The following is a 21,904-nucleotide window of genomic DNA, read 5'->3' on the forward strand; positions in this document are numbered from 1 at the left end:
GATCAGGGGTGCCAGGACCGGACCTGGTCCGCGGCCGTGGCGAGGAGTGCGAGCGACTCGTCCCGGTTCACCCGGGCGAGCAGCATGACGCTCATCGACAAGGCGGCGAGCGTGCGGGCGCGTTCGTCGAGGACAGCGGCCCCGGCATCCGTGCCCGGAGCGATCTCGGCCGCCGCTCCCGCGAGGGCGTTGCGGAGTGCCGCCGTGAGCTCGGCGCGGTAGTCGTCGACGACCTTCCTGGCGGGGTCGTCGTGGCCGGCGAGTCCCGCTGCACAGTTGACGAGCAGGCAGCCCCGGCGCGGTGAATCGTCGGGCAGGGAGGCGACGGCCAGGCTCAGGTCGCCGTAGTACGCGAGCAGGGCGGCACGGCCGGCCGATTCGGCGAGCAGCGGGCGCAGGCGCGGGCGGATGACCGTCTCGAGGTAGTCCGCGACCGCGGCGTCGAAGAGCCCGCGTTTGCTTCCGAACGCGTGGTACAGGCTCGACCTGTTGAGCCCGGTGACCCGCTCGAGGTCGGCGAGGGACGCCGCCTCGAAGCCGCGGTCCCAGAACAGGTCGCGTGCCGCGGTCACGACGACGGGAGCGTCAAAGCTCGGCGTGCGGCCCATCTCGGTCTCCAGTCAGTGGTCGGGTTTTTGTGTACCGTTCGATTCAGCATATAGTAAACCAGTCGGTACAAAAACGTTCCGAGCCCCACGTTCGGCACAGAGAAGTTCAGGAGTCACCCATGACAGCGAATACCAGCACCCAGATCCAGCTCGCCGCACGCCCCGTCGGATGGCCGACGGCGGCCGACTTCCGCACGGTCCACGTCGACCTGCCGGAGCTCGCGCCCGGCGAGATCCGCGTCGCCAACGAGTTCGTGTCCGTCGACCCCTATATGCGCGGCCGGATGAACGATGTGAAGAGCTATTCGCCGCCCTACGCACTCGACGAGACCATGACCGGTGGCGCGGTCGGCCGGGTCGTCGCATCTGCCGCCGACGGAGTGTCCGTCGGCGACGTCGTCGTGCACCAGTACGGCTGGCGCGACCTCGTGCAGGCCCCCGCCGCGGGCTTCCGCGTCGTGCCCGAACTGCCCGGCGTTCCGCTCTCCGCCTACCTCGGCGTGCTCGGGATGACCGCTCTCACCGCCTACGTCGGCCTCCTCGACATCGCGGGCATGAAGCCCGGCGACACGGTCTTCGTCTCGGGCGCAGCCGGGGCCGTCGGCAGCATGGTCGGCCAGATCGCCCGCCTCAAGGGTGCCGGCCGCGTTGTCGGTTCCGCAGGCACGCCCGAGAAGGTTGCGCTGCTCACGAGCAAATACGGCTTCGACGCCGCCTTCAACTACAAGGACGGCGACATCGCCGGCCAGCTCGCCCTCGCCGCACCCGATGGCATCGACGTGTACTTCGACAACGTCGGGGGAGAGCACCTCGAGGCCGCCCTCGGCGCCTTCAAGGACGGCGGACGCGCTGCACTCTGCGGCGCGATCTCCCTCTACAACACGACCGAGGCATCCGCGGGACCCCGCAACATGTCGAACATCGTGACCCGCGGGCTCACCCTGAAGGGGTTCACGGTCGGCAACTACCTGCAGCACTTCGGCGCGTTCTCGACCGAGATGTCCGGATGGCTGACGAGCGGCGCCGTCGTCTTCGACGAGACCGTCGTCGACGGGATCGACAACGCGGTCGAGGCCTTCCTGGGCCTCATGCGCGGAGAGAACACCGGCAAGATGGTCGTGCGCAGGACCGTCTGAGCCGACTCGATCCCGCTCCACGACACGCATCCACCCATTTTTGAACATTGGAGAATCATGGCCCACGTACTCTTCGTCGTCAGCGCCGCTGACCACTGGACCCTCAATGACGGCACCCTGCACCCGACCGGGTACTGGGCGGAGGAGCTCGCGGAACCGCACCGGCGATTCAGCGAGGCCGGATGGTCCATCACCATCGCGACTCCCGGCGGGGTCGCGCCCACGATCGACCGCGGCAGCCTCACCCCCCAGGCCGCGGGCGGGGAGGACCGGGCCGCCGAGATCATCGCCTACCTCGGGTCGATCGGCGAGGAGCTCGACGCCCCGCGCAGCATCGACGACATCGATGTCGCCGACTACGACGTGGTCTTCTACCCCGGTGGCCACGGCCCGATGGAGGACCTCGCTGTCGACGCGACGTCCGGCGCGCTCATGACCGAGGCGCTCGACACCGACCGTATCCTGGCCGTGTTGTGCCACGCCCCTGCCGCGCTCCTCGCCGCGAAGCGCGCGGACGGCAGCTGGCCGTTCACCGGTTATCGCATGACCGGGTTCACGAACGAGGAAGAGGTCATCGGGGGACTGGCGCCCAAGGCGCCCTGGCTCGTGCAGACCCGCCTGGTGGACCTCGGCGCGGACTTCGTCGAGGCGGCGCCGTTCACCGCGCACATCGAAGTCGACCGTAACCTGTACACCGGTCAGAACCCGGCATCCTCCGGCGAGCTCGCGGCCCGGATCATCGCCGTCGTCGCTGCAAAGTAGTAGAAGCACGCGCGCCTGAGGTGTCGCAGATCGAGGTTCCGGAGGCCCGCGAACCTCGATCTGCGACACCTCACGCGGTGCCGGCGGTCGCGTTGTCAGCGGCTGCGGCGTCAGCGGCCGAGGGCGCGGAGCGCGTCCTGAACGTCGTCGGCATCGTTCCAGAGGTGGAAGGCCACGCGAGCGCGGCCCGCCCGACCGGATGCCGTGAGTCCGGCCGCCGTGAGGCGCGCGAGGTCGGTGCCCGCGGCATCCGCCCACGTCACGGTGGCCTGGCCGGTCTGTTCGGTCGGGTCGATGCCGAGTCCGGCGCGGAAGGCGTCGGCGAGGCCCACGTCGTACCGTCGCACCTCGGCCAGGTCGAGTGTGCCGAAGAACTCGAGGGCGGGTTCCGCACCGACCCAGGTTTGCCACGCCGGCGACACGTCGAAACGACGGGCGTCGGCCGCGAGCCGCATTCCCGGCCCGTAACAGGAGCCCCAGACGTCCTCGCCGGCGTACCAGCCGGCCTGGGCCGGGCGCACGACGGAGCCGAACCCCTCGGCAATCGTGAGGAAAGCCACGCCGCGCGGCGCGCACAACCACTTGTACGCGTGGCAGATCGTGGCGTCGAAGACCGAGGCGTCCACAGGCATCCACCCGGCTGCCTGTGAGGTGTCGCACAGGGTGAAGGTCCCGTGACGGCGCGCAGCGGCGATGATCGCCGTCGTCTCGGCGACAGTGCCCGTCGCGGACTGGACGAGTGACCAGGAGACCAACCAGGTGTTACCCGTGATGCTCTCGGCCAGGTGCGCGAGCGGAACGTGTCGCACAGTGACGCCGCGGTGGGCCTGGTTCAGGAACGGGAAGACCATCGAGCTGAAGTCGCCGTCGACGCAGAGCACCTCCGACCCGTCCGGAACGCTCGCGGCCACGAGGCCCGCGAGCACGGAAGCCTGGGAACCGATTGCCACCCGGCGCACCGGTACCATCACGAGCCGCGCGTAGACGGCACGCACCCGTTCGACGAGCGCGGCGTACCCTGCGGCCGAGGCAGAGCCGCTCGCCCAGGCGTCGAGGTCTGCGCGAAGGGCCGCGACCGTTCCGGCCGTCGGCAGCCCGAGCGTGCAGGCGGCGAGGTACCCGCGCCCGCCGGGGAACTGCGCCCGGGCTGCGGGGATGCCCAGTGGCGGACCGTCGATTCGCGAGCGGGTCGTGTCGGGGGAGGCTGGGCTGGTCATTCCTCCAGCATCCGCCGCTCGCACTCATTCGACAATCGCCAGTGAGTGATAGAAACCATAACCCAGCGTTATCCTTGAGGATGCCTCTCGCCGATTCCGCCCTCGACTCCCATTCGCTGCGCATCGTTCAGGCTCTCGCCGAGCACGGTTCGATCACGGCAGCGGCCCGCGCCCTCGGCTACAGCCAGCCCGCGGTCAGCCAGCAACTCAAGCGCCTCGAGCTGCGGGTGGGACTCGCCCTGGTGGAGCGGGTCGGCCGGGGTGTGCGTCTCACCGAGGCCGGCCGGTTGCTCGCCCGGCACGCCCGTACCGTGACCGGAGCCCTCAACGCCGCCGCAGGTGACCTCGCCGAACTCCAGGGTCTCCGGGCCGGCCGGGTGCGGGTTGCGGCCTTTCCCTCTGCGTCCGCGACGATCGTGCCGCGCCTGCTCGCCGACCTGGGGAGGCGGCATCCGGGGCTGTCGATCACCTATGTCGAAGCCGAACCACCCGAGGCCGTCGCCCTCGTGCGCGAGAACCGCGTCGACCTCGCGATCACGTTCAGCTACCCCGGCGACCTCGTCGACCCGCACCGGGACAGTGCGGAGGGGCTCTCGGTCACGACGCTCGGACGGGACGAGGTGCTGCTCGTGGTTCCGGCCGGCCACCGGTTCGGCGATGCGGAGTCGATCGACCTCGGCGATCTCGCGGGCGAGCGCTGGATCGGCGGCTGCCCGCGCTGCCGCGGGCACCTGCTCGAGCTCTGCGAACGGCGCGGGTTCGTTCCGGACATCTCCTACGAGACCGACAATGTCGCCGCGGTCTTCGGCATGGTCGGCGCCGGTATCGGCGTCGCCGTGCTGCCGACGCTCGCGATCGACTCCGTCGGCGCTCGGTCGGGAGTGCTGATCCGTCCGACCCGGCCGGGAGAGTATCGCACGCTCCATGCCGTCACCGCTGACGGGGCCATTGGCGTGCCGGCGCTGGGGAGACCCTCCGCGCACTCGCATCGCTCACCGTATCCGCCCGATAGTGCCCCGCACGCACGCAGGCACGCACCTGTCCCCGCGTGCACCCACCGCGTGATCGACGCGCCAAGTAGACTCGATACCGATGTCTGAGACCACTGTGTACCCATTTTCCACCGCGACCGGCACGGATGTTCGCGTACGGTTCTGCCCCTCACCGACCGGAACCCCGCACGTGGGTCTCGTTCGCACGGCCATGTTCAACTGGGCCTACGCGCGGCACACCGGCGGCACCTTCATCTTCCGGATCGAGGACACCGACCCCGCCCGCGACAGCGAGGAAAGCTACCTGCAGCTCAAGGACGCGCTGCGCTGGCTGAAGCTCGACTGGGACGAGGGCGTCGACGCCGGGGGACCGCACGGGCCGTACCGCCAGTCCGAGCGCTACGACATCTACCGGGACGTCGTCGAGCAGCTCAAGGCCTCTGGCCACATTTACGAGAGCTTCGCGACCGGCGAGGAGATCGAGGCGCGCAACGTCTCCCTCGGCCGCGACCCCAAGCAGGGCTACGACAACTTCGAGCGCGACCTCACCGAGGAGCAGCGCGCCGCCTACCGTGCCGAGGGCCGCGCCCCGCGCTGCGGCTCAAGGTTCCGGACACCGACATCAGCTTCGACGACCTCGTCCGCGGCGAGATCACCTTCCCGGCCGGCTCGTTCAGCGACTTCGTCGTGGTGCGCCCCAACGGGCATCCGCTCTACCCCTTCGTCAACCCGGTCGACGACGCGTTGATGGGCGTCACCCACGTGCTGCGCGGCGAGGACCTGCTGTCCTCGACGCCCCGCCAGATCGCGCTGTACCACGCGCTGATCGAGATCGGCCTGACGACCTTCGTGCCGCGCTTCGGCCACCTGCCCTACGTGATGGGCGACAAGAACAAGAAGCTCTCCAAGCGCGACCCCGAGTCGAACCTGTTCCTGCACCGCGAGCGCGGCTTCATCCCCGAGGGGCTGCTCAACTACCTCTCACTGCTCGGCTGGTCACTCTCCAAGGACCAGGACGTCTTCAGCGTCGACGAGCTCGTCGCCGCCTTCGACGTGGAGAACGTCAACCCGAACCCGGCGCGCTTCGACCTCAAGAAGGCCGAGTCGATCAACGGTGACCACATCCGCCTGCTCGAGCCAGCTGACTTCGCCGCGCGTATCGTGCCCTACCTCGTCTCCGCCGGAGTCGTCGACCTGCCGCTGGGCGACGCCCGCCAGGCCGTGCTCACGGCCGCGGCGCCGCTGATCCAGGAGCGCATCGCGCTGCTCGGCGAGGCGCCGGGCATGCTCGGGTTCCTGTTCGTCACGAGCGACGCGCTCGTGCACGAGGCGGATGCCCTCGCGAGCCTCCCGAAGAATGCCGCCGAGATCCTCGCGGCGTCCGGCACGACCCTCGAGAGCATTCCCGAGGCCGAGTGGACCCACGACCGGGTGCACGAGGCGCTCACCGCTGCGCTCATCGAGGGGCTCGGGCTCAAGCCGCGGGTCGCCTTCGGGCCGTTGCGCGTCGCGATCTCGGGCCGGAAGGTGTCGCCGCCGCTGTTCGAGTCGATGGAGATCCTCGGCCGAGGCGAGTCGCTCGCCCGGCTCGGAGTGCTCTCTGCGGTCGTGGCCGCTGACGCGGCGAGCTCGCCGGTGGTCGCGAGCTGACGGGCGTGAACCGATGATTCGGGGCTCGCAACCCGCCGATGTGGCGCTCAGTTTGGCCAGCATCCGCTCTGTGGGTTAGAGTTACGAGTCGGCCGATCTTCGGAGAGGCCAACGGCCAATGGGGTATGGTGTAATTGGCAACACGACTGATTCTGGTTCAGTTGTTCTTGGTTCGAGTCCAGGTACCCCAGCTTAAAACCCCTGAGTTTCCGCGGAAACCAGGGGTTCTTTTGTTTCCAGGCACAGGTTTTTTCGCCACAAGTGCCGCTGTGGGTGCCACAACCTCTCGCCAGTCTGGGCTCGGCGACACGCCGGACAATCGGTGCCCGGATCATTGTTCGTCGCGCCCATAGGATCATGTCGATGACGACACGCTCCGGCCCGCTGCGGCCCGCACTTGTGGCACGACGAGCAGTCCTCGGCGGGATGATCGGTGTGCTCGCGCTTCTGGCCCTTTCGGGATGCGCGTGGCCGCAGTCATCTGCAGGGAGCAGCGGGGCGCCCGGTGCTCCCGATCTACACGGTTCTCTGGTCGTCGACACGGAACCGTTCAGCCAGCTCACGCCAGGACAGTGCACGGACATCTCCGCGAATACAGTCGTCTACGACACGGTCGACATCCTTGACTGCGGTTCCCCGCACGGCAGCGAGGTGTACAACACGTTCACCTTCCCTGCCGGCGACTACCCGTCGACGGCTCAGCTGAATTCGGTCGGTGAATCTCGCTGCGGTGCAGCTTTCGATTCCGGCGTGCCCAGCTGGCTGACGTACATCTGGTTCAATCCGACGGAGGAGGAGTGGGCCGTCGGAGACCGGTTTGTCGCCTGTCTCGCGATCGATGCGAACGATCGCGCGCTCTCGGCGCCGCTGGCCACGCTCGCGAGCCAGGGGCCTTTCAGCCGCTTCGATCTGGGCGCTCTCACACCGGCACTGGGCGTGGTCCTCACCGCGACCGCGGGAATCGTGTTCGTGTCGTTCCTCGCGGGCTACCTCCTCCTTGCTGCGTCGCTCGCGACACTGTTCCGCAAGACGGGAATACCCTCCTGGAAGGCGTGGGTTCCCTTCCTGCAGACGTGGACGCTGCTGCGGCTCGGCGGTCAGAGCGGCAATTGGGTGTGGCTGGGGCTTGTGCCCGGCGGCAATGTGGTTTCCTCCGTGTTCGTCTACATCGGCATGTACCGCATTGGGATCGCGTTCCGAAAAGACTCCGGGATGCTCGTGCTCGGCATGTTCCTGCCGTTCGTCTGGGCGATCATCCTTGGCGGCCGTGACGAGCAGTACGCGCCGGAGCTGCTCGCGATGCACGGCTACCCGCCTCCCCTCGAAGGCTATGGCTCGGCCTCTCGACCGGCCCAGTTCTAGCCCCTGGGCATCCCTGCAGACCCGTTTCCTGCGGCCAGAGCGCCAGACCACGGGATAGCGGTCGAATACAGCCTCCCGGCAGGGTCGCGTGTCAATGGGCCTTGGGGTGGCTCTTCTTCGTGGGCTTTGTGGCCGGCTTCGTGAGATGCACCGCTGCGGCGACTGCGGTCCAGAGGTCCTTGTAGGCGCGGGCGGCAGTCGTGTTCGGGGCGAAGGCTGCGACCGGGGCTCGTTCGGCACCCATCCGTTCGACCACGACGGTCGCGGGCACGCTGATCGCAAGCACCTCCGGTCGGGCGCCGTGCAATGATTCGGCTGCGACTCGGTGCCCGGTCTTGCGCCGATCGACCATCGTAAGGAACGCCAGGATGGGTGTGGACTTCGCGGACTCCGTGACGATCGAGACCACCTGGTCGAGCGACCGCAGGGAGAGCGGGGACGGAATCAGCGGAACGACCACGACATCGGCTGCGCGGAGGGCGTTCTCTGCGACGAGGGACGATCCCGGAGGGCAGTCGAGCACGACGACGTCATATTCTCTGGCGACCGACTCGAGTATGCGCCCGAGACGATGTGTCGATTTCTTCGCGGCGTCGAGCACGAGGTCGAGGTCACGGTAGCTGTCATCGGCGGGCAGCACGTCGAGTCGCTCGTATGCCGTGGCCCGAACGGATGCCGTTGCATCTGTCCTGCCCGTGACGAGCGAGTTCACGCCGCCCTTGACCTTGGGCTTGACGTTGAGAACGAAGGTCGCGGCTCCCTGCGGGTCGAGGTCCCAGAGCAGAACACGCGAGTTCCGGGATGCTTCCCATGCGAGGTTCACGGCCGTCGTTGTCTTGCCGACCCCACCCTTGGTGCTGTAGACCGCGATGACCTTCATTCTCCGATAGTACGACGTTGCCATTCGTGCTGACGTGAGGAGGGACGGTGCTCTAGACGCCCGCCCTGCCCCGGGTCTATGCTCTTGCCCAGATCAGTTCTCAGCTCCCGCAACGTCGCGCCACTTGACCACCCCCGGAACAACTGAATTCTCGCGATGCCCGCTGTGTTCGGGCGTCCTCCGCTCGCGCTTCGAGTCTGCACACTCGTCGTTCCGCGCCCGGAGCCGAAACGTCCGCAGCACTGCGGACGGACGCACGAAGCCAGGACTGCAGGCCAGCGCTGCTCCTGAACACAAAGTGGGACACGATGACCGACATCGGAACCGGATTCCTCAACGGGATCGAAGCTTTCGCCAATTCACGCCTCGGCGCCATGAGCGGCACGTCCTTCAAGGACACGGTGCCGTTCCTCGAGTCGATCGTCACCTTCGGCGCCGTCGGCGACGTCAAGCCGACCTTCGAGAAGCTCAAGGCCGACATCAAGGCCGCCGTCGCCCTGGTGGAACCGATTGCCGAGAAGATCAAGAAGCAGACCGAGCTCATCGCCAAGATGGTGAAGGAGTCGGCAGATGACATCGACAAGGACGACTTCAACGTCGATACCGCCGCGAGGGTCGCTGTGCGCATCGGCATGGCCCTCGCCGCGATGGACGAGGCGTTCAACATCGTCGCCAAGGAGCTGGCCAAGAAGGCGGACGGCACCGTCGACGAGACCATCCGTTCCGGCCTGATGGATCTCTGGAACCCGTGGGCGCAACCGTTCAAGAATCTCGGCGCCGGTTCCGGCAAGCTTCTGAACAGCTTCGGGAAGAACGTGCTCGGCGTCGATGACCTGGTGAAGAAGCTCGGCGACAACCTCGCCCTCGACCGCACCGACGGAAAGTTCCTCCTGGCTGCCACATTCCTCCGCTCCGGCCAGGTGAAGCTGGGCGCGATGACGCTCGACCAGGTCACGTTCGAGGCGTTCCTGCAGTTCAGCGACCGCGAGATCGCGAACCCGACGGCCGAGGAGAAGACCAGCCTGCTGGAGCGCGACGGCAAGTGGTTCATCGGCGATGTGGCGATCCTCGGTCTGCGCTTCCGCACGATCCTGCAGCCCGGCCTCACGAGCGACCCCCTGCTGGCGAAGGTCATGCCGGGCTCCGAAGACCCGAAGGCCACGACCCTCACGACGGTCTCGCTCGACACCGGACAGGGGTTCTACATCGGTGACGGCCGCGGTAATGAGAAGGCGGTTCTGCCCACGCGTTTCTCGTTCCCGGGGGTCGAACTGCGCGAGGTGGCGTTCGGGCTCGTGCGCAACCCGGCTCGGGAGGTCACCGGATTCGAACTCACCACGTCGATCGCCGCGAAGCTGGGGGATGTCATCGGGCTGCAGGTCGTCGGCTCCGGTTTCGTGGTGACACCCGAGGGTGAGGCCGAGCAGCAGGCCGTCTTCAACCTCCCCGTCTCGCCTCGCTGGCCGGATGCGATCGGCTTGCGAGTGAAGGCAGGCCCCGTCACGGGAGGCGGGTTCATCCAACGCGTCGAGCGCACCTACAAGGTCGGCGGGCAGGACGTGAAGCGGGTCGAGTTCGGCGGGGTCGTCCAGCTTCAGATCCTCAAGTTCGGCCTGTCGGCCATAGTCATCCTCTCGCCGGACCCGTTCTCCATCGTGCTCGTCATCGGCGTGCGTTTCCCCGTGGCGATCGACCTCAGCATGGGATTCACTCTGAACGGCATCGGTGGCATCCTGGCGCTCAACCGCGGTCTCGACCTCGAAGAGCTCCGCTCCGGGATGAAGGAGCACATCCTCGACAAGATGTTGTTCCCCGACAACCCCGTCGCCGAGGCGCCCAAGCTGCTCGAGAAGGTGGCGCACGTGTTCCCGCCGAAGGACGGCGGCTTCGTCTTCGGCCCGATCGTCGAACTCGGCTGGGGTTCGCAGGCGAAGTTCGTGGAGATGAAGCTCGGCGTGGTGCTCGCGCTATCCCGATCCGATGATCGTCATTCTCGGCTCCCTGCGGGTGCGAGTGCCGACAAAGGAGGCGCCGATCACCGACATCCGCGCCGACGTCTTCGTGGCGATCACCCCCGACTACCTGCTGCTGTTCGCGAGCATGCGCGACTCCACCGTGGCCGGCATCAAGATCTCGGGTGACCTCGGCCTCTACATCCAGTGGTCGGGCAACGGAGCGTTCGAGTTCTCGGTCGGCGGCTTTCACCCCGAGTACGAGAAGCTGACGGGCGGCAAGCCGAAGCTCGGTGACATGGACAGGGTCACCATCGACCTTTCGCCGTCCAAGGCGATCAGTTTTGTCATCAAGGCGTATTTCGCCATCACGGCGGGCTCGGTCATGCTCGGCGTCGATGGGCGCCTCAACGCCGACTTCTCCGTCATCGTGGCGAAGGCCTGGCTCACGCTCGACATGATCTTCATCTGGGCGCCGCGCTTCGCCTTCAAGATCACCATCGAGGTGGGCGTCGAGGTTGAGCTGCTCGGCTTCACGCTCTGCTCCATCGTCTTCCGCGGCTCGCTCGAGGGGACCAAACCGTTCCGCCTGGCTGGGCACATCAAGGTCGACGTCTGGTTCCTCCCCACCTTCGATGAGGATCTCGGTCCCGTCGAGTGGGGTGAGAAGCCGCCGCCGCTCATCGCCACGGTCGATGCCCTCCAGATCGCCGCAGCGGCGATGAACGAGCCCGACGCCTGGAAAGTACAGTTGCCCGACCACGCCGCGCAACTCGTCACCCTGGCCGAGGTCGACGACGTCGAGGGCCGAATCGGGCATCCGCTGGCCGGAGTCGAGGTGTCGCAGACCCAGGTGCCGTTGGGCGTCAAGATCGCGCGCATCGGCTCGGCATCGGTGAAGGCCGACATGGTGACCATCGGCACTCCGACGGCGACCCCAGACTCCGGGCTCGTCGGCGCCGTCAGCGAGCTCAGGACGGCATTCGCCCCCGGGCAGTTCTTCGCGCTCGAGGGCGAGTCCCTGCTCGCCCGCTCGGGCTTCGAGGACATGACCGGCGGATGCCGCATCGCCGCGGCGACCACCCCGAAGGTCGGAACCCCGACGTCGGCGACCGTGGCGTACCAGACCTACGTGCGCAATCCCGACGAGCCATCTGCGATGATCGAGTTCACGGGGACGTTCGCCACCATCGCGAACTCCTATGCCACGAAGACCAACGTGGGCAGGGCTGTGCGCGAGGTCGGCAATCCGTACACGCAGCCGGCTCCGCCGAACGCCGGTGTCACGGTCTCCGACAAGGGCTCGTCGAGGATCGCGGATGCCGCCACCGGTGCGGCGCTGCTCGCCGGCCTCGGAGAACTGAGCGCCACGCAGGCCGCGCTCGTGACAGCGGCAATCAACACCGAGAGCGCCGCAACTGCGACGCGCATGATCGTGAAGGGGTGACCTGATGGCCGACCTGGATGCCATCGCAGCGAGCGTCGTCGCGCCGCTCGACCGCACGGCCACTCATGTGGTGCGCGACGCCTTCGCCCTGGCGATCGCTCCTGAGGACGACTTCGATGAGAGCGCCGTTGCGATCGAGTCGCTCGAGTTCGCGTCGACGGTCGTCGGCGGCCTCTCCGCAGCGGCGAGCGCTCCGCCCCCGGCAAGGTGCGTTCCAGCTCCGAGGTGAAGGTTCCCCTGACCGACAGCGCCGGGGGATCGGCATCCGCAGACCTCTCGGTGACCCTGTACGGTCCGGGCGACGTGCGCGGCATCGACCCGGCGCAGATCGTGCGGCGCTTCCCCGCCCCGGGCGTTCGCACAGCCGAGGAGACGGTGCTGGCCCACATCGAATTCGATCGCCCCGAGCTGCCGTGGGCGTTCAGCGCCGCACAGCAGGCTCCGGTCATGCGTCCCTGGCTTACTCTCGTCGTGCTCGAGCGTTCGACGGTCATGCGCGAGCCGGCGTCCAGGACACTGCTCCCCGTGTTCCAGGTGGCGCTCGCGCAATTGCCGACGCTCACTCGCGCCGACCTGTGGGCGCATGCCCAGGTACCGGCCACGACGACAGGGCAGGACCTCTCCGCCCGGTTCTCACCAGCGCACGCTCCCGTCAACCTGTCCCGGGTCATCTCACCGCGCATCCTGAAACAGGACACCGACTACATCGCGGCCCTCGTGCCGACGACCGACGTGGGCGTGCGCGGAGGTCTCGGCCTCGCGGGCGGCACCCTCGACCCGGCCTGGACCAGTTCCTCACCAGACCCGGTGCGACTCCCGGTCTACGACAGCTGGGAGTTCCGCACCGGTCCCGACGGCGACTTCCGCTCGCTCGCGATCAAGCTGCAGGGGATCGCCGCACCCTACGAGGTCGGGCGCAAGTTCATCGACACGTCGCAGCCGGGCAAGCCACTGCGGGCCCTCGGTGCCGACGAGGTCGGGCGCAAGCAGGTGCTGCGTTGTGCCCTGTTCTCGCCGAGCGCGCCGTCAACTCCTGAGCAGCAGATCGCGGAGACGGCGGTCTGGCCCGCCGAAATGGTCGACGGCCTGCGCGCCGAACTCGATCTGCCTGCCGCCATCGAGGGCACGCAGGAGCAGACGGATGGCGTGCCCGACCTGCCCATCATCGGCCCGCGCATCTACGCCAAGCTGCATCGCGGGAGTGCCGTCATCGAGGGCTCCGACTGGTTCGCCGAGCTGAACCTCGCTCCGGTGAAGCGCATCGTGGGCGGGCTTGGAACCCGGGTGGTACAGAGGGACCAGGAGCGTCTGATGCAGTCGGCGTGGGCCCAGCTCGGAGAGGTGGAGGCGGCGAATCGCGCCATCCGCCTGGCACAGCTGGCAGAACTGCTCGCCACCAGGCTCCACGGCAGGATCAGTGAGCTGCAGGCCGGGCACCTGCTGCAGGTCGCCGCTCCTCTCGCCACCCGGATCTCGGTCGCTGCGGGCAGCACGCTGTTCGCCGATGTGGTCCTGAGCTCGACCCCGGTCGCAGCGACGACGAGCGCCTTTCGGCGGGTCACCCGCCCGGCCGGACCGATGATCAGGAGAACGGATGCCGCCTCCCGCGAACGCGCGGGCAACGTCGTGGGAACGGACGCGGGGCTCCGGGACTTCACCCGGGTATACGCGAACCCCGAGGGCATCGGGCGGCTCACGGCCGATGTCGTCGCCCACCTCGACCTGCAGCTCGTCAGTGCGGCGATCGGCGCTCCGATCGACACCATCGGCGGACTGTTGAAGGAGGCGAACGCACGCGTCGAGGGTACGGGCGGCTTCGCCACCTACCTCACCGAGCCGAGCCGCTGGAAGGCCGTCGACACCGGCTTCGACCTGCGCGCGGACCTCGCCACAAGGTGGAGCGAGCGGCTGCTGCGCTCGACATCCGTTCCCGCGATCGAGTCCATCCGTGCCCAGCGCATCGGCCCGCTCGCCGCCGAGCTCTCGCTCTCGAAGGCGACGATCGCCAGCCCGCTGCGCGAACGCCTGAAAGGTACGGCCGTGAACCTGAACGACCGGGTGCTGGTCGACCTCGGCATCGTCGACGTGCACCCTGTCGACGTGCACCCCGTTGACGTGCACCCCGTTGACGTGCACCCTGTCGACGTGCACCCTGTCGACGTGCACCCTGTCGACGTGCACCCTGTCGACGTGCACCCTGTCGACGTGCACCCTGTCGACGTGCACCCTGTCGACGTGCACCCCGTCGACGTGCACCCCGTCGACGTACACCCCGTTGACGTACACCCCGTTGACGTACACCCTGTCGACCTGCACCCGTTCGAGGTCGGCCCAATCGTCGCACCGTTGAACCCGCGCGCGCCGATCATCAGGAGATCACCCATCGGCGGCGCGGTGGGCCGCCTCCGGCAGGGCGGTGGCGCGGTGCGGGTTCCCCTCGGCGGCGGCGAATTCCGTCGCGTCCCGGTCGAAGGCCACGTGCTCATCGGCGGACGCGGCCTCAGGGTCATCGACGCGCAGCACCTCAAGAAACTCGGCGACATGAGGGACGTGGCCGAACTCGATGCCGGACTGGCCCAGTTCGCAGACCTGGCCGAGGTGAAGCTCACCCCCGCCCTTGATCGCATCAACGAGCTTCCGCTCGACGTGCTGCGCGCCGAGATGACGTCGCTCATCGATCCCGGGGCCCTGCTCACGATCGATGCCGTGCCGCACCGCGACGCCCTGGCCGTCGCATCCGCCGCCATCATCGGGGAGATCGATCCCCGGCACACCGTGCGCTCCTCCCTCGCCGGGAGACTTCACCTCAGCGTTGGCCTCGCGGATCGCTGGTTCGCCCAGCCGCGTATCGCACCGATCATGGCGGCGCCGCGTTTCGACCGGCCGATGTACCGCGCACTCGAGGAGTACGACCGTGAGTGGCTCGTCCCCGGGCTCGGCCTTCTGCCGGCAAACGACTTCGTCACTGTACTCTCCACCAACAGTGAGTTCATGGCGGCGTTCTTCGTCGGCCTGAGCGACGAAATGGGCCGGGAGCTGCTCTGGCGGGGCTACCCGACCGACCAGCGCGGCACCTACTTCCACCGTTTCTGGAACCCGACAGCCGACGAGCTGGCGACACCCATCCACCTGTTCCCGGCGACGCCTCTCGCGGCGCAGATCTCCCTCGGCGGTGGCGACGGCCGTGCCGTGATCGTGGTCAAGAGCGAGCTTGTGCGGCGTTTCCCTGATCTCATCATCCAGGCGGTGAAGAACCAGGGCACTGTGCGTGATCCGGTTTTTGAGAAGGTCGGCTCTCCGCAGCAGACCGCCCCCGTGCTCTTCTCCGAGGTGCTCGATCCCGACATCGCGCTCGTGGGCGTCGACCTCTCCGTCGACGAGCTCGACGGGGAGCAGTGGTGGATCACCATCGCCGAGCATCCCAGCGCCACCCGATTCCAGCGGCCGGCCGACGCCCAGCTGCCGGCCGACCAGAAGCACCTCACCGACACAGCACCGCATTCCGCCGCCTATGCCGAGAAGCACCTGCACCGTCCGGTGCGGGTCGCATTCCAGGCGACGGACCTCATCGTGAGAGAGGCGTAGACCATGCCCGTCGAGACCCCAGCCGTCCTGGCCAGAGTTCGCGAGCGCATCGCCACCCTTGCCGAGAAGCGCCGAACGCTCATCCGGCGGCCGGCCGACCACGTTCGGCGCGGCGAGATCCTCGCGCTCGACGACGACCTGCGCGAGATCATCGGCGGGTTGCGGGACCGCCTCGACCCGTGTGATGCGTCTCCCGAGGTTCCGCTGGTGCTGCTACCCGTCCGCATCGAGAGCAAGCTGACTCCGGGCACTTCGACGCTTCGGGTGCGCATCTCGCCCGACGAGGCGCACATCGACAGCCTGCTGCGCTCGGTGACGGATGCCGAGGTCGCCGCCGGAGCGGCGTACTGGTCGGCCGTCTGGACCGACGTCGCCGATGCGGTCGCCTGGCCCGCACTCAGCGCGGCCGTGGGAGAACGCCGTGCCGGGTGGGTGGCCGAAGTCACGACGCCCACCAACCTCGCCACCCGAGGACAGGGCGCCCCGATCTTCCCTGCATCACCGGAGGAGGTGGCCCACGGCGCCGTGGCCCGCTGCCTTCCCGACCAGTTCGTGGTGCGGGTGTTTCCGAACGGAGCAGCACCGATCACGGTGACCGGTTCGCCGGTGGCGACCGACGTGCCGCTCTCGCCGATCGCGTTCGGCGACGACGAGCTGAGCCAGGTAGCCGGCCTCACCGTGCCGGTCGGCTCGGAGTGGACAGTTGACTTCGAGGCGGCCAAGAAGGCGGGCCTGGGGGTGGAGGTGCAGCTGCCCGGCGGCACCACGCTCATCGACCGCATCGTGGTGGTCGGAACGCGCAACTCGGTCTCTGAGGAGGCCAACGCCGCCGACTTCGTCGACCTCCTCACCAGTCACCGGTTCAGCGACGGTGTCTCCCTGTTGGCCGCCGGAACCGCCACCAACAATGCGGATGCCGAACGCTCGCCCTATCGTCCGGCCGCGAGCGCCGGCGCCCCGCCAGTGGAATCGCGCACGCCGTCGCGGGACGCCATCCTGCTCGCGGCAGCTCTCGGTCTCGACGCCGCATCCGTCGAGCATCTCATCCCCGCCGGACCGGTCTCGACCCTGGACGAGGCTCAGGCCGCCGCCAATACCGCACTCTGGTTCGCGACCTGGGAGCCTGTGCTCGAGCGCCTTGACGACCTCGCCATCCCCGCGGTCACCCCGGGAAGCATCGAGTCGGCCCGGCGCCTGCACCGCGACTACGTGCGCGGAGCGGGGCGGCCCCCGCGCTGCGCATCGGCGCCCAGCCATACGGCGTGCTGCCGGTCACGGATCTCGACGCCTGGCAGCCGCGCTCCGGCGAGACCACGGCGCAGCTCGTACCTCTTATCCGGCGCACGCTCGCCCGTTGGGTGAGCCGATCACCCGTCGTTCCCCATGTGCGTCCCGGAGGCCAACTCGATGACCAGGACCTGCTCGACATGCTCGGCACCAGCCCTGTGTCCACCGGCGTGCGCGCCCGACCGGCGGTCGACGGCCCTCAGCTCGCGTCCTTCGCCGCCGCGACCGGAGCGGATCCCGCCCAACTGCAGGCCGAGGCTCACCTGCGCACGGCCGTGCTGGCGCAGTTCTCCGTCGATGCCGCCAAGATCCTGCAGACTCCGGCGCCGCACGACGACTCCCGCACCATCGGTCTGCCCCTCGTTTCGGAGCGCGATGCCGACGTCGTGGCCGAGATCCTGGCCGGGACAACACCGAAGGTCGACAGCGTGCTGCAGGCCCTGCTCGACATCGCATGGGACGGCGCCAAGCGACTGAGGTTCCGCGCCGCGCCCCAGGAGTTCGTCGGCCCGCTGATCGACTTCGTGGAGCTCGACCCCGAGATCAGGAGGATCATCACGGTGGCGGCATCCGCCGACGCCGCCGTCGACGATACGGCCCCTGAGCGTTTCTTCGCCGCCGCCGAGCGGGTCGCTGCCGTGCAGCACTTCGACGGCCAGCACGACCGAGCGTGTGAGCATCGCCGCCATCGAACCAGTGGCCGAGGCCCGCACCTCCCTGGCGCAGGTGGCGCTCGACCTCGGCGACACGGCGCAGGCGAGGTGGCTCGGCAGCAGCGCCATTACCGAACTGCTCTACGCCTTCGGCGTGGGCGGCGAGGTTCGCGCCGCCATGATCGCGCTCGCGGCGGCGCCGCTCGACGAGCGTCGCATCGCCGTCGCCTCTGCGCTCGATCTGGCGTCCCATCGAGTCGACGCGTGGGCGACGGGCATCGCGACGGCACGCCGGGCCACCCTGGCGGCCACCGCCCCCGTCGGAATGACCATCGGCGCGTTCGGCTACGTCGAGCAGATCCGTCTTGGAACGAACCGAAGCGATCCGGATGGCTGGATCCACGCGCCCAGCAGCTCGCACGCCGTCGCCGCCGGCGTCCTCGCGAGCGCTCACCGCTCCAACATCGGCGCACTGCCGGGGAAACAACCGTTCGCCATCGACCTGTCGAGTCGGCGCGGCGTCGAGCTCCGGCGCGTGCTCGAAGGGGTCGCGGCCGGGCAGTCGATCGGCGCCCTGCTCGGGTACCAGATCGAACGCGGCCTCGCCGGGACCTCGGCGGCCCGGTTCCAGTTGAGCCTGCGGCAGATCGCGCCTGCGGCCACCGATCAGCTCGGCAACGACGAGGCCCAGGAGGTCGCGGCAGCGCGCGTCGCCGCCGCCGATGTCGTCGACGGCGCAGAACTCCTGCGGCTGTTCCCGCTCGATACGCTCACCGTGGTCAACCCGCCGTTGCGCGCCCGCCTCAGCCGGAAGCCAGACAACGCCTTCGTCGAGAATTGGGACCCCGTGTCGAAGGCTGAGTGGGACCTTCTGGTCGCAGCCATGCGCGGAGCTGCGGCCACACTCGACGCCGTCTCGGATGCCCTTCTGAGTGAGAGCGTCCTGCAGTACTCTTCGGGCAACCCGTCGCGCGCCTCTGCCGCGATGGATGCCATGGCCAGCGGCGCCGCCGTCGATCCAGACCTCGGTATCCTGGGCGTGCGCCAGACCGGTCGCATCCTCACCCACGGCGTGTTCGCGGCCATCCCGGCCGGCGCGACCGGCTGGTCGAGCACCCGCCCGCGCGCGCTCGCCGAACCGAGGCTGGAAGCGTGGGCGGCGCGTCGCCTCGGTGATCCTGCCGGCATCACGGTGACCGAAGCCCCCAACAGTCACACCCTCGCCGAGGCAGGCTGGGCCGCCCTGGACCTGGTCTTCGCGGACGACGCGGCATCACTCGACCGGGAGCTGCGTGCGGCCATACCCGCTCTGGGCGACTCGCCGCTGGCCGACGGGCTGCTGCGCGCCGCCACTCTCGCCGGCAGCCTTCGCTCGCTCGCTGCCGGTGGAACGCCGCTCGGCCCCGACTCCCTCGTGCGCACCGGCGTTGCCCCGGAACGCCGGATCGACACCGACGAGCTGCTCGCGCGTGTGGGCGTTGTGCTCGACGCCCTCGCTGCTGTGCTCGCCTCCGGCCAGGCGGTCATCGCCGCCATCGACTCCGACGGCCTCGCGGTCGAAGAGGATGCCGTGGCCGACGTGATCGACGCCGTGCGCGGGCTCGCGGCCTTCGGCGTCCCCCTGATTCCGGATACTGCGATTCCCGCGAACGTCGCCTGGGCCGTCGGCGCGTGGCAGGCGGCGTTCGCACGCCTGGGTCAGGCACGGGCGACGCTCGTGGCCCTGCGCGACCCGGCGCGCGACGTCCCAGCGACCACCGGCGAGATCGTCGACGCCTGCCGCGCCGTGGCCGAGGGGATCCTCGGCGACGGTTTCCTGCTCCTGCCCCTGCTGACGGAGCCCGCCGGTACCGACTCATTCCACACCGCCATCGTCACGCCGGCCATGAAGAAACAGCCGGCCCATGCACACATCAACGCCTTCCTGCGTGATCACGCGACGGTCCAGGCCGGCGTCGGCCGCCTCGCCGAGGCGCAACTGCTCGGAGGGGCCCTCGGCATCCCGATCCCGCTCCGCATCGTGCAGCTCACCGAGCACGACGACGCCACCGGAGATCCGGCTGCGGGCACGGAGCGCTGGCTGGCCGGGTCTCTCCCCGACGACGTCCCCTGGCCGGCGGCATCCGCGAGCCACCTCGTCGTCGAACTCGTCGGCGGCCATGACGACTTCGCCGGCCCATTTGCCGGACTCGCGATCGACGGCTGGGCCGAGACACTGCCGTTTCAACCAGACCCCAAAGCATTCGATCCAGCTGCGCCGGACAACCCGCTGCGCGCGGCCAGGGCCACCACCGGGCTCGCCGTACACGCCAACCAGGCATCGGCCAGGGCGCCGCAGGTGCTGCTCTCCGCGGTGTCGCCAGACGGCACCAGGTGGACGACCGATTCCGTCGTGGCGACGGTTCTGGAAGCCGTGAAACTGGCCAAGGCCCGGCTGGTGACCTATGAGCACACGCCGGGGGACGCGGCCATCCTGCCCGCCATCTACGTGGCGAGCCCCTGGCTGCAGATCCGCACAGGGCTCCAGTTCACGGAGCTGGCCAAGGTGAAATGGTCCGGGGTCGGCATCCCGTTCCTGTCGGAGGTGAAGTGATGGCCGTCAAGATTCCCATCGACATGATGGTCAGCGCGGTGACCGACCAGAACCTGGCGGGGATCCTGAAGCTGCTGCAGGTTGCCGACCCGCCGGCCATGGTGCGGCTCGAGCCGGACTCGGTCACCGGCGACCCTGCCCCGGGTGCCGAGGCGCGCATCGGCGATGCCGCGTGGATGCTCGGTCGGCAGTGGCAGTTCGGCGAACTCAGCGGCGAGGATGCCGGATCCGTCGTGTCGGTGCACGTGGCGTCGAGCGCGCTGCCGATCACGGCCTGGGCCCCCCTGCCGGGCGCCGCGATCGATCTGGCAGACGCCGACTGGCGGCCGTGGCGCGAGGGGGCGCTTCTCGAGGAGCTCATCCAGGACGTGCCGGAGCTCGCGTTCGGCGACGGCCTGCGACAGCGCGCCGAGGCAGGAGCCCAGCTCGTGGACCTCCTTGCGGACGTCGGCGAAGAAGCGCTCGCACGCACGCTCACGGGTCGCCATCCACTCGCCCTCGACGACGACCCGAACGATCCACTCGGACTCGACGACCCGCAGGCCGCCCGCCTCTTCGTCGTACTCGGCGGCGCCGTTCCCGACGGGGGAACACTCGCCACCGAGCTGCGCGCCGGGGATCCCGGCTGGATCGACGAGGCGACGGATGCCGCGGCCGCACGTTCGGCGATCGCCGAGTGGCTGGCCTGGCTCGGCGGCGAGCCGGATTCCGGGGGCGCCTGGTCGACCGAACGCCTGGAGTACCGATTCGCGCTGCGCTTCGGTGACGAGGCTGACGCCGTGTTCGCCCGGGGCACCCAATTCGGCTCGGCATCCGTACGCTGGAGCGACCTCGAATGGGTCGAGGGCGCCAGCGCCGGGCTGCCGGACGAGGCACCGGCCGGCACCCCCGTCGGCAGCGAGGCGACTATGCTCGCCACTCCGCTGCGGTTCCCCGGCATGCCGGCCGACCGCTACTGGCAGCTCGAGGACGGCGCGGTCGACGTGGGCGCCATCGAGGCGCAGACGAATGACCTCGCACGGCTCTGCCTTGCCGAATTCGCATTGTCCTCGGGTGATGACTGGCTGGCCGTGCCTGTCGACGGCCTGCTCGGCGCGGTCAACAGGGTCGGAACCGTCACCCTGACCGACGACTTCGGCGACGTGGTGACGGTTCCGGAGCTCGCCGATCCCGCGTTCACCATGTTCGGCGTTGCCTCGGCGGCCGGACGGATGCTCCCCGGCATCGTGCTGCCTCCCGTGGCCGTCGGCACACTCGTGGGCGAGGCCCTCGAAGACGTGCTGTTCTTGCGCGACGAGATGGCCAACATGGCCTGGGCCATCGAGAACTCGGTACAGGGGCGAAGCGGGGATCCGCGGCGGCGCGCGAGCGAGCGTCCGCCCGTCCCCGATCCGTGGCCGGAGGGCCTCACCCAGGGGGAGCGGGCGTACAGGTTGCAATCCGTCGTGCCCGCGCACTGGATCCCGCTGGCACCCGTGGCGTTGACGCCCGGTCAGGTATCGCTGCGCAAAGCCGCACTGCTGCGCGACGGAGTTCCCGTCCTGCCGAGGGGAATCACCCTACGTCCAACGCCCCTGACGTTCCCGGGGGAAGAACTGCCGAGGGAGGGCGTGCACCTGCGTGCCGTGCCGGTGCTGGCGCGGCGGGCCGATGGGCGCTACGCGCGGTGGGCGGCTTATCGGGTGCGCACAGGTCGGGGAGAGGCCTCCAGTCGTCTCGCCTGGGACTCGGCTCTGTCGTTCACCGACATGACGCATCCGCCGACAGTGTAGGTTCCGGC

13 protein-coding genes, 1 tRNA gene and 2 pseudogenes are annotated in these 21,904 nt (G+C 68.9%); 12 read left to right on the forward strand and 4 right to left on the reverse strand.

Features of this window, described 5'->3' with window-relative positions; all coding sequences use genetic code 11:
* Positions 1 to 2: 2 nt before the first annotated feature.
* A complete protein-coding gene (locus RGU41_RS03840) occupies positions 3 to 608 on the reverse strand; it encodes a TetR/AcrR family transcriptional regulator (protein ID WP_134447390.1) in 606 nt (201 codons plus the stop codon).
* Positions 609 to 727: 119 nt separating this feature from the next.
* Here RGU41_RS03840 and RGU41_RS03845 point away from each other — a divergent pair, with 119 nt between their 5' ends.
* Positions 728 to 1,744, forward strand: coding sequence for an NADP-dependent oxidoreductase (locus tag RGU41_RS03845; RefSeq protein ID WP_322135591.1), 1,017 nt, complete (start codon positions 728 to 730; stop codon positions 1,742 to 1,744).
* 57 nt (positions 1,745 to 1,801) lie between these two features.
* Positions 1,802 to 2,506 carry a type 1 glutamine amidotransferase domain-containing protein gene (locus tag RGU41_RS03850; protein ID WP_134447394.1) on the forward strand — a complete coding sequence of 235 codons (705 nt, stop codon included), beginning with the start codon at positions 1,802 to 1,804 and terminating at the stop codon, positions 2,504 to 2,506.
* A 110-nt stretch (positions 2,507 to 2,616) separates the two neighbouring features.
* Here the strand turns inward: RGU41_RS03850 and RGU41_RS03855 are convergent, their stop codons facing one another.
* Positions 2,617 to 3,723 carry an aminotransferase class V-fold PLP-dependent enzyme gene (locus tag RGU41_RS03855; RefSeq protein ID WP_322135592.1) on the reverse strand — a complete coding sequence of 369 codons (1,107 nt, stop codon included), beginning with the start codon at positions 3,721 to 3,723 and terminating at the stop codon, positions 2,617 to 2,619.
* An 80-nt stretch (positions 3,724 to 3,803) separates the two neighbouring features.
* On the opposite strand from RGU41_RS03855, the gene RGU41_RS03860 reads away from it, so the two are divergent.
* The 4 genes and pseudogenes from RGU41_RS03860 (at position 3,804) to RGU41_RS03875 (ending at position 7,727) form a co-directional block, all read left to right on the forward strand.
* A complete protein-coding gene (locus tag RGU41_RS03860; RefSeq protein ID WP_322135593.1) occupies positions 3,804 to 4,823 on the forward strand; it encodes a LysR family transcriptional regulator in 1,020 nt (339 codons plus the stop codon).
* Positions 4,816 to 6,365: pseudogene (gene gltX, locus RGU41_RS03865) on the forward strand (glutamate--tRNA ligase). Before RGU41_RS03860 ends, gltX begins: the two are co-directional and overlap by 8 nt.
* Before the next feature lie 119 nt (positions 6,366 to 6,484).
* Positions 6,485 to 6,556: transfer RNA gene (locus RGU41_RS03870), tRNA-Gln, on the forward strand.
* Between the two features lie 172 nt (positions 6,557 to 6,728).
* The gene (locus RGU41_RS03875) at positions 6,729 to 7,727 is read left to right on the forward strand and encodes a DUF5684 domain-containing protein (RefSeq protein WP_322135594.1); all 999 of its coding nucleotides are present in this window, start codon (positions 6,729 to 6,731) and stop codon (positions 7,725 to 7,727) included.
* A 91-nt stretch (positions 7,728 to 7,818) separates the two neighbouring features.
* Here RGU41_RS03875 and RGU41_RS03880 read toward each other — a convergent pair whose 3' ends face one another.
* On the reverse strand, positions 7,819 to 8,607 hold the full coding sequence (locus RGU41_RS03880; protein ID WP_134447403.1) for a ParA family protein: 789 nt from the start codon (positions 8,605 to 8,607) through the stop codon (positions 7,819 to 7,821).
* A gap of 1,133 nt (positions 8,608 to 9,740) precedes the next feature.
* Between RGU41_RS03880 and RGU41_RS03885 the strand changes: the two are divergent.
* The 4 genes and pseudogenes from RGU41_RS03885 to RGU41_RS03900 all read left to right on the forward strand — a co-directional run bounded on the left by RGU41_RS03885 (position 9,741) and on the right by RGU41_RS03900 (position 16,953).
* Positions 9,741 to 12,006: pseudogene (locus tag RGU41_RS03885) on the forward strand (DUF6603 domain-containing protein).
* A gap of 4 nt (positions 12,007 to 12,010) precedes the next feature.
* The gene (locus RGU41_RS03890) at positions 12,011 to 12,235 is read left to right on the forward strand and encodes a hypothetical protein (RefSeq protein WP_322135595.1); all 225 of its coding nucleotides are present in this window, start codon (positions 12,011 to 12,013) and stop codon (positions 12,233 to 12,235) included.
* Positions 12,232 to 15,591 (forward strand): hypothetical protein, encoded by a 3,360-nt coding sequence (locus RGU41_RS03895; protein ID WP_322135596.1) that lies wholly within the window; start codon positions 12,232 to 12,234, stop codon positions 15,589 to 15,591. Before RGU41_RS03890 ends, RGU41_RS03895 begins: the two co-directional genes overlap by 4 nt.
* 3 nt (positions 15,592 to 15,594) lie before the next feature.
* Positions 15,595 to 16,953: a hypothetical protein gene (locus RGU41_RS03900; RefSeq protein WP_322135597.1), complete on the forward strand. Its 1,359-nt coding sequence runs from the start codon at positions 15,595 to 15,597 to the stop codon at positions 16,951 to 16,953.
* Between the two features lie 5 nt (positions 16,954 to 16,958).
* Here RGU41_RS03900 and RGU41_RS03905 read toward each other — a convergent pair whose 3' ends face one another.
* A complete protein-coding gene (locus RGU41_RS03905) occupies positions 16,959 to 17,567 on the reverse strand; it encodes a hypothetical protein (RefSeq protein WP_322135598.1) in 609 nt (202 codons plus the stop codon).
* Here RGU41_RS03905 and RGU41_RS03910 point away from each other — a divergent pair.
* Both RGU41_RS03910 and RGU41_RS03915 read left to right on the forward strand, forming a co-directional pair.
* Positions 17,551 to 20,124 carry a hypothetical protein gene (locus RGU41_RS03910; protein ID WP_322135599.1) on the forward strand — a complete coding sequence of 858 codons (2,574 nt, stop codon included), beginning with the start codon at positions 17,551 to 17,553 and terminating at the stop codon, positions 20,122 to 20,124. The genes RGU41_RS03905 and RGU41_RS03910 overlap by 17 nt on opposite strands.
* Complete coding sequence (locus RGU41_RS03915) at positions 20,124 to 21,896, forward strand: hypothetical protein (protein ID WP_134447410.1); 1,773 nt, start codon at positions 20,124 to 20,126, stop codon at positions 21,894 to 21,896. Before RGU41_RS03910 ends, RGU41_RS03915 begins: the two co-directional genes overlap by 1 nt.
* Positions 21,897 to 21,904: the final 8 nt, after the last annotated feature.

It is taken from the genome of Cryobacterium sp. 10C3, assembly GCF_034314285.1.
GTDB lineage: Bacteria > Actinomycetota > Actinomycetes > Actinomycetales > Microbacteriaceae > Cryobacterium > Cryobacterium glucosi.

What these genes read in the sequence shown, in the direction of transcription:
- RGU41_RS03855 (WP_322135592.1), bottom strand. Translation starts at nt 3,723, where the DNA reads ATGACCAGCCCAGCCTCCCCCGACACGACCCGCTCGCGAATCGACGGT.
- RGU41_RS03840 (WP_134447390.1), bottom strand. Translation starts at nt 608, where the DNA reads ATGGGCCGCACGCCGAGCTTTGACGCTCCCGTCGTCGTGACCGCGGCA.
- RGU41_RS03860 (WP_322135593.1), top strand. Translation starts at nt 3,804, where the DNA reads ATGCCTCTCGCCGATTCCGCCCTCGACTCCCATTCGCTGCGCATCGTT.
- RGU41_RS03905 (WP_322135598.1), bottom strand. Translation starts at nt 17,567, where the DNA reads ATGGCGGCGATGCTCACACGCTCGGTCGTGCTGGCCGTCGAAGTGCTG.
- RGU41_RS03900 (WP_322135597.1), top strand. Translation starts at nt 15,595, where the DNA reads ATGCCCGTCGAGACCCCAGCCGTCCTGGCCAGAGTTCGCGAGCGCATC.
- RGU41_RS03850 (WP_134447394.1), top strand. Translation starts at nt 1,802, where the DNA reads ATGGCCCACGTACTCTTCGTCGTCAGCGCCGCTGACCACTGGACCCTC.
- RGU41_RS03845 (WP_322135591.1), top strand. Translation starts at nt 728, where the DNA reads ATGACAGCGAATACCAGCACCCAGATCCAGCTCGCCGCACGCCCCGTC.
- RGU41_RS03875 (WP_322135594.1), top strand. Translation starts at nt 6,729, where the DNA reads ATGACGACACGCTCCGGCCCGCTGCGGCCCGCACTTGTGGCACGACGA.
- RGU41_RS03915 (WP_134447410.1), top strand. Translation starts at nt 20,124, where the DNA reads ATGGCCGTCAAGATTCCCATCGACATGATGGTCAGCGCGGTGACCGAC.
- RGU41_RS03890 (WP_322135595.1), top strand. Translation starts at nt 12,011, where the DNA reads ATGGCCGACCTGGATGCCATCGCAGCGAGCGTCGTCGCGCCGCTCGAC.
- RGU41_RS03880 (WP_134447403.1), bottom strand. Translation starts at nt 8,607, where the DNA reads ATGAAGGTCATCGCGGTCTACAGCACCAAGGGTGGGGTCGGCAAGACA.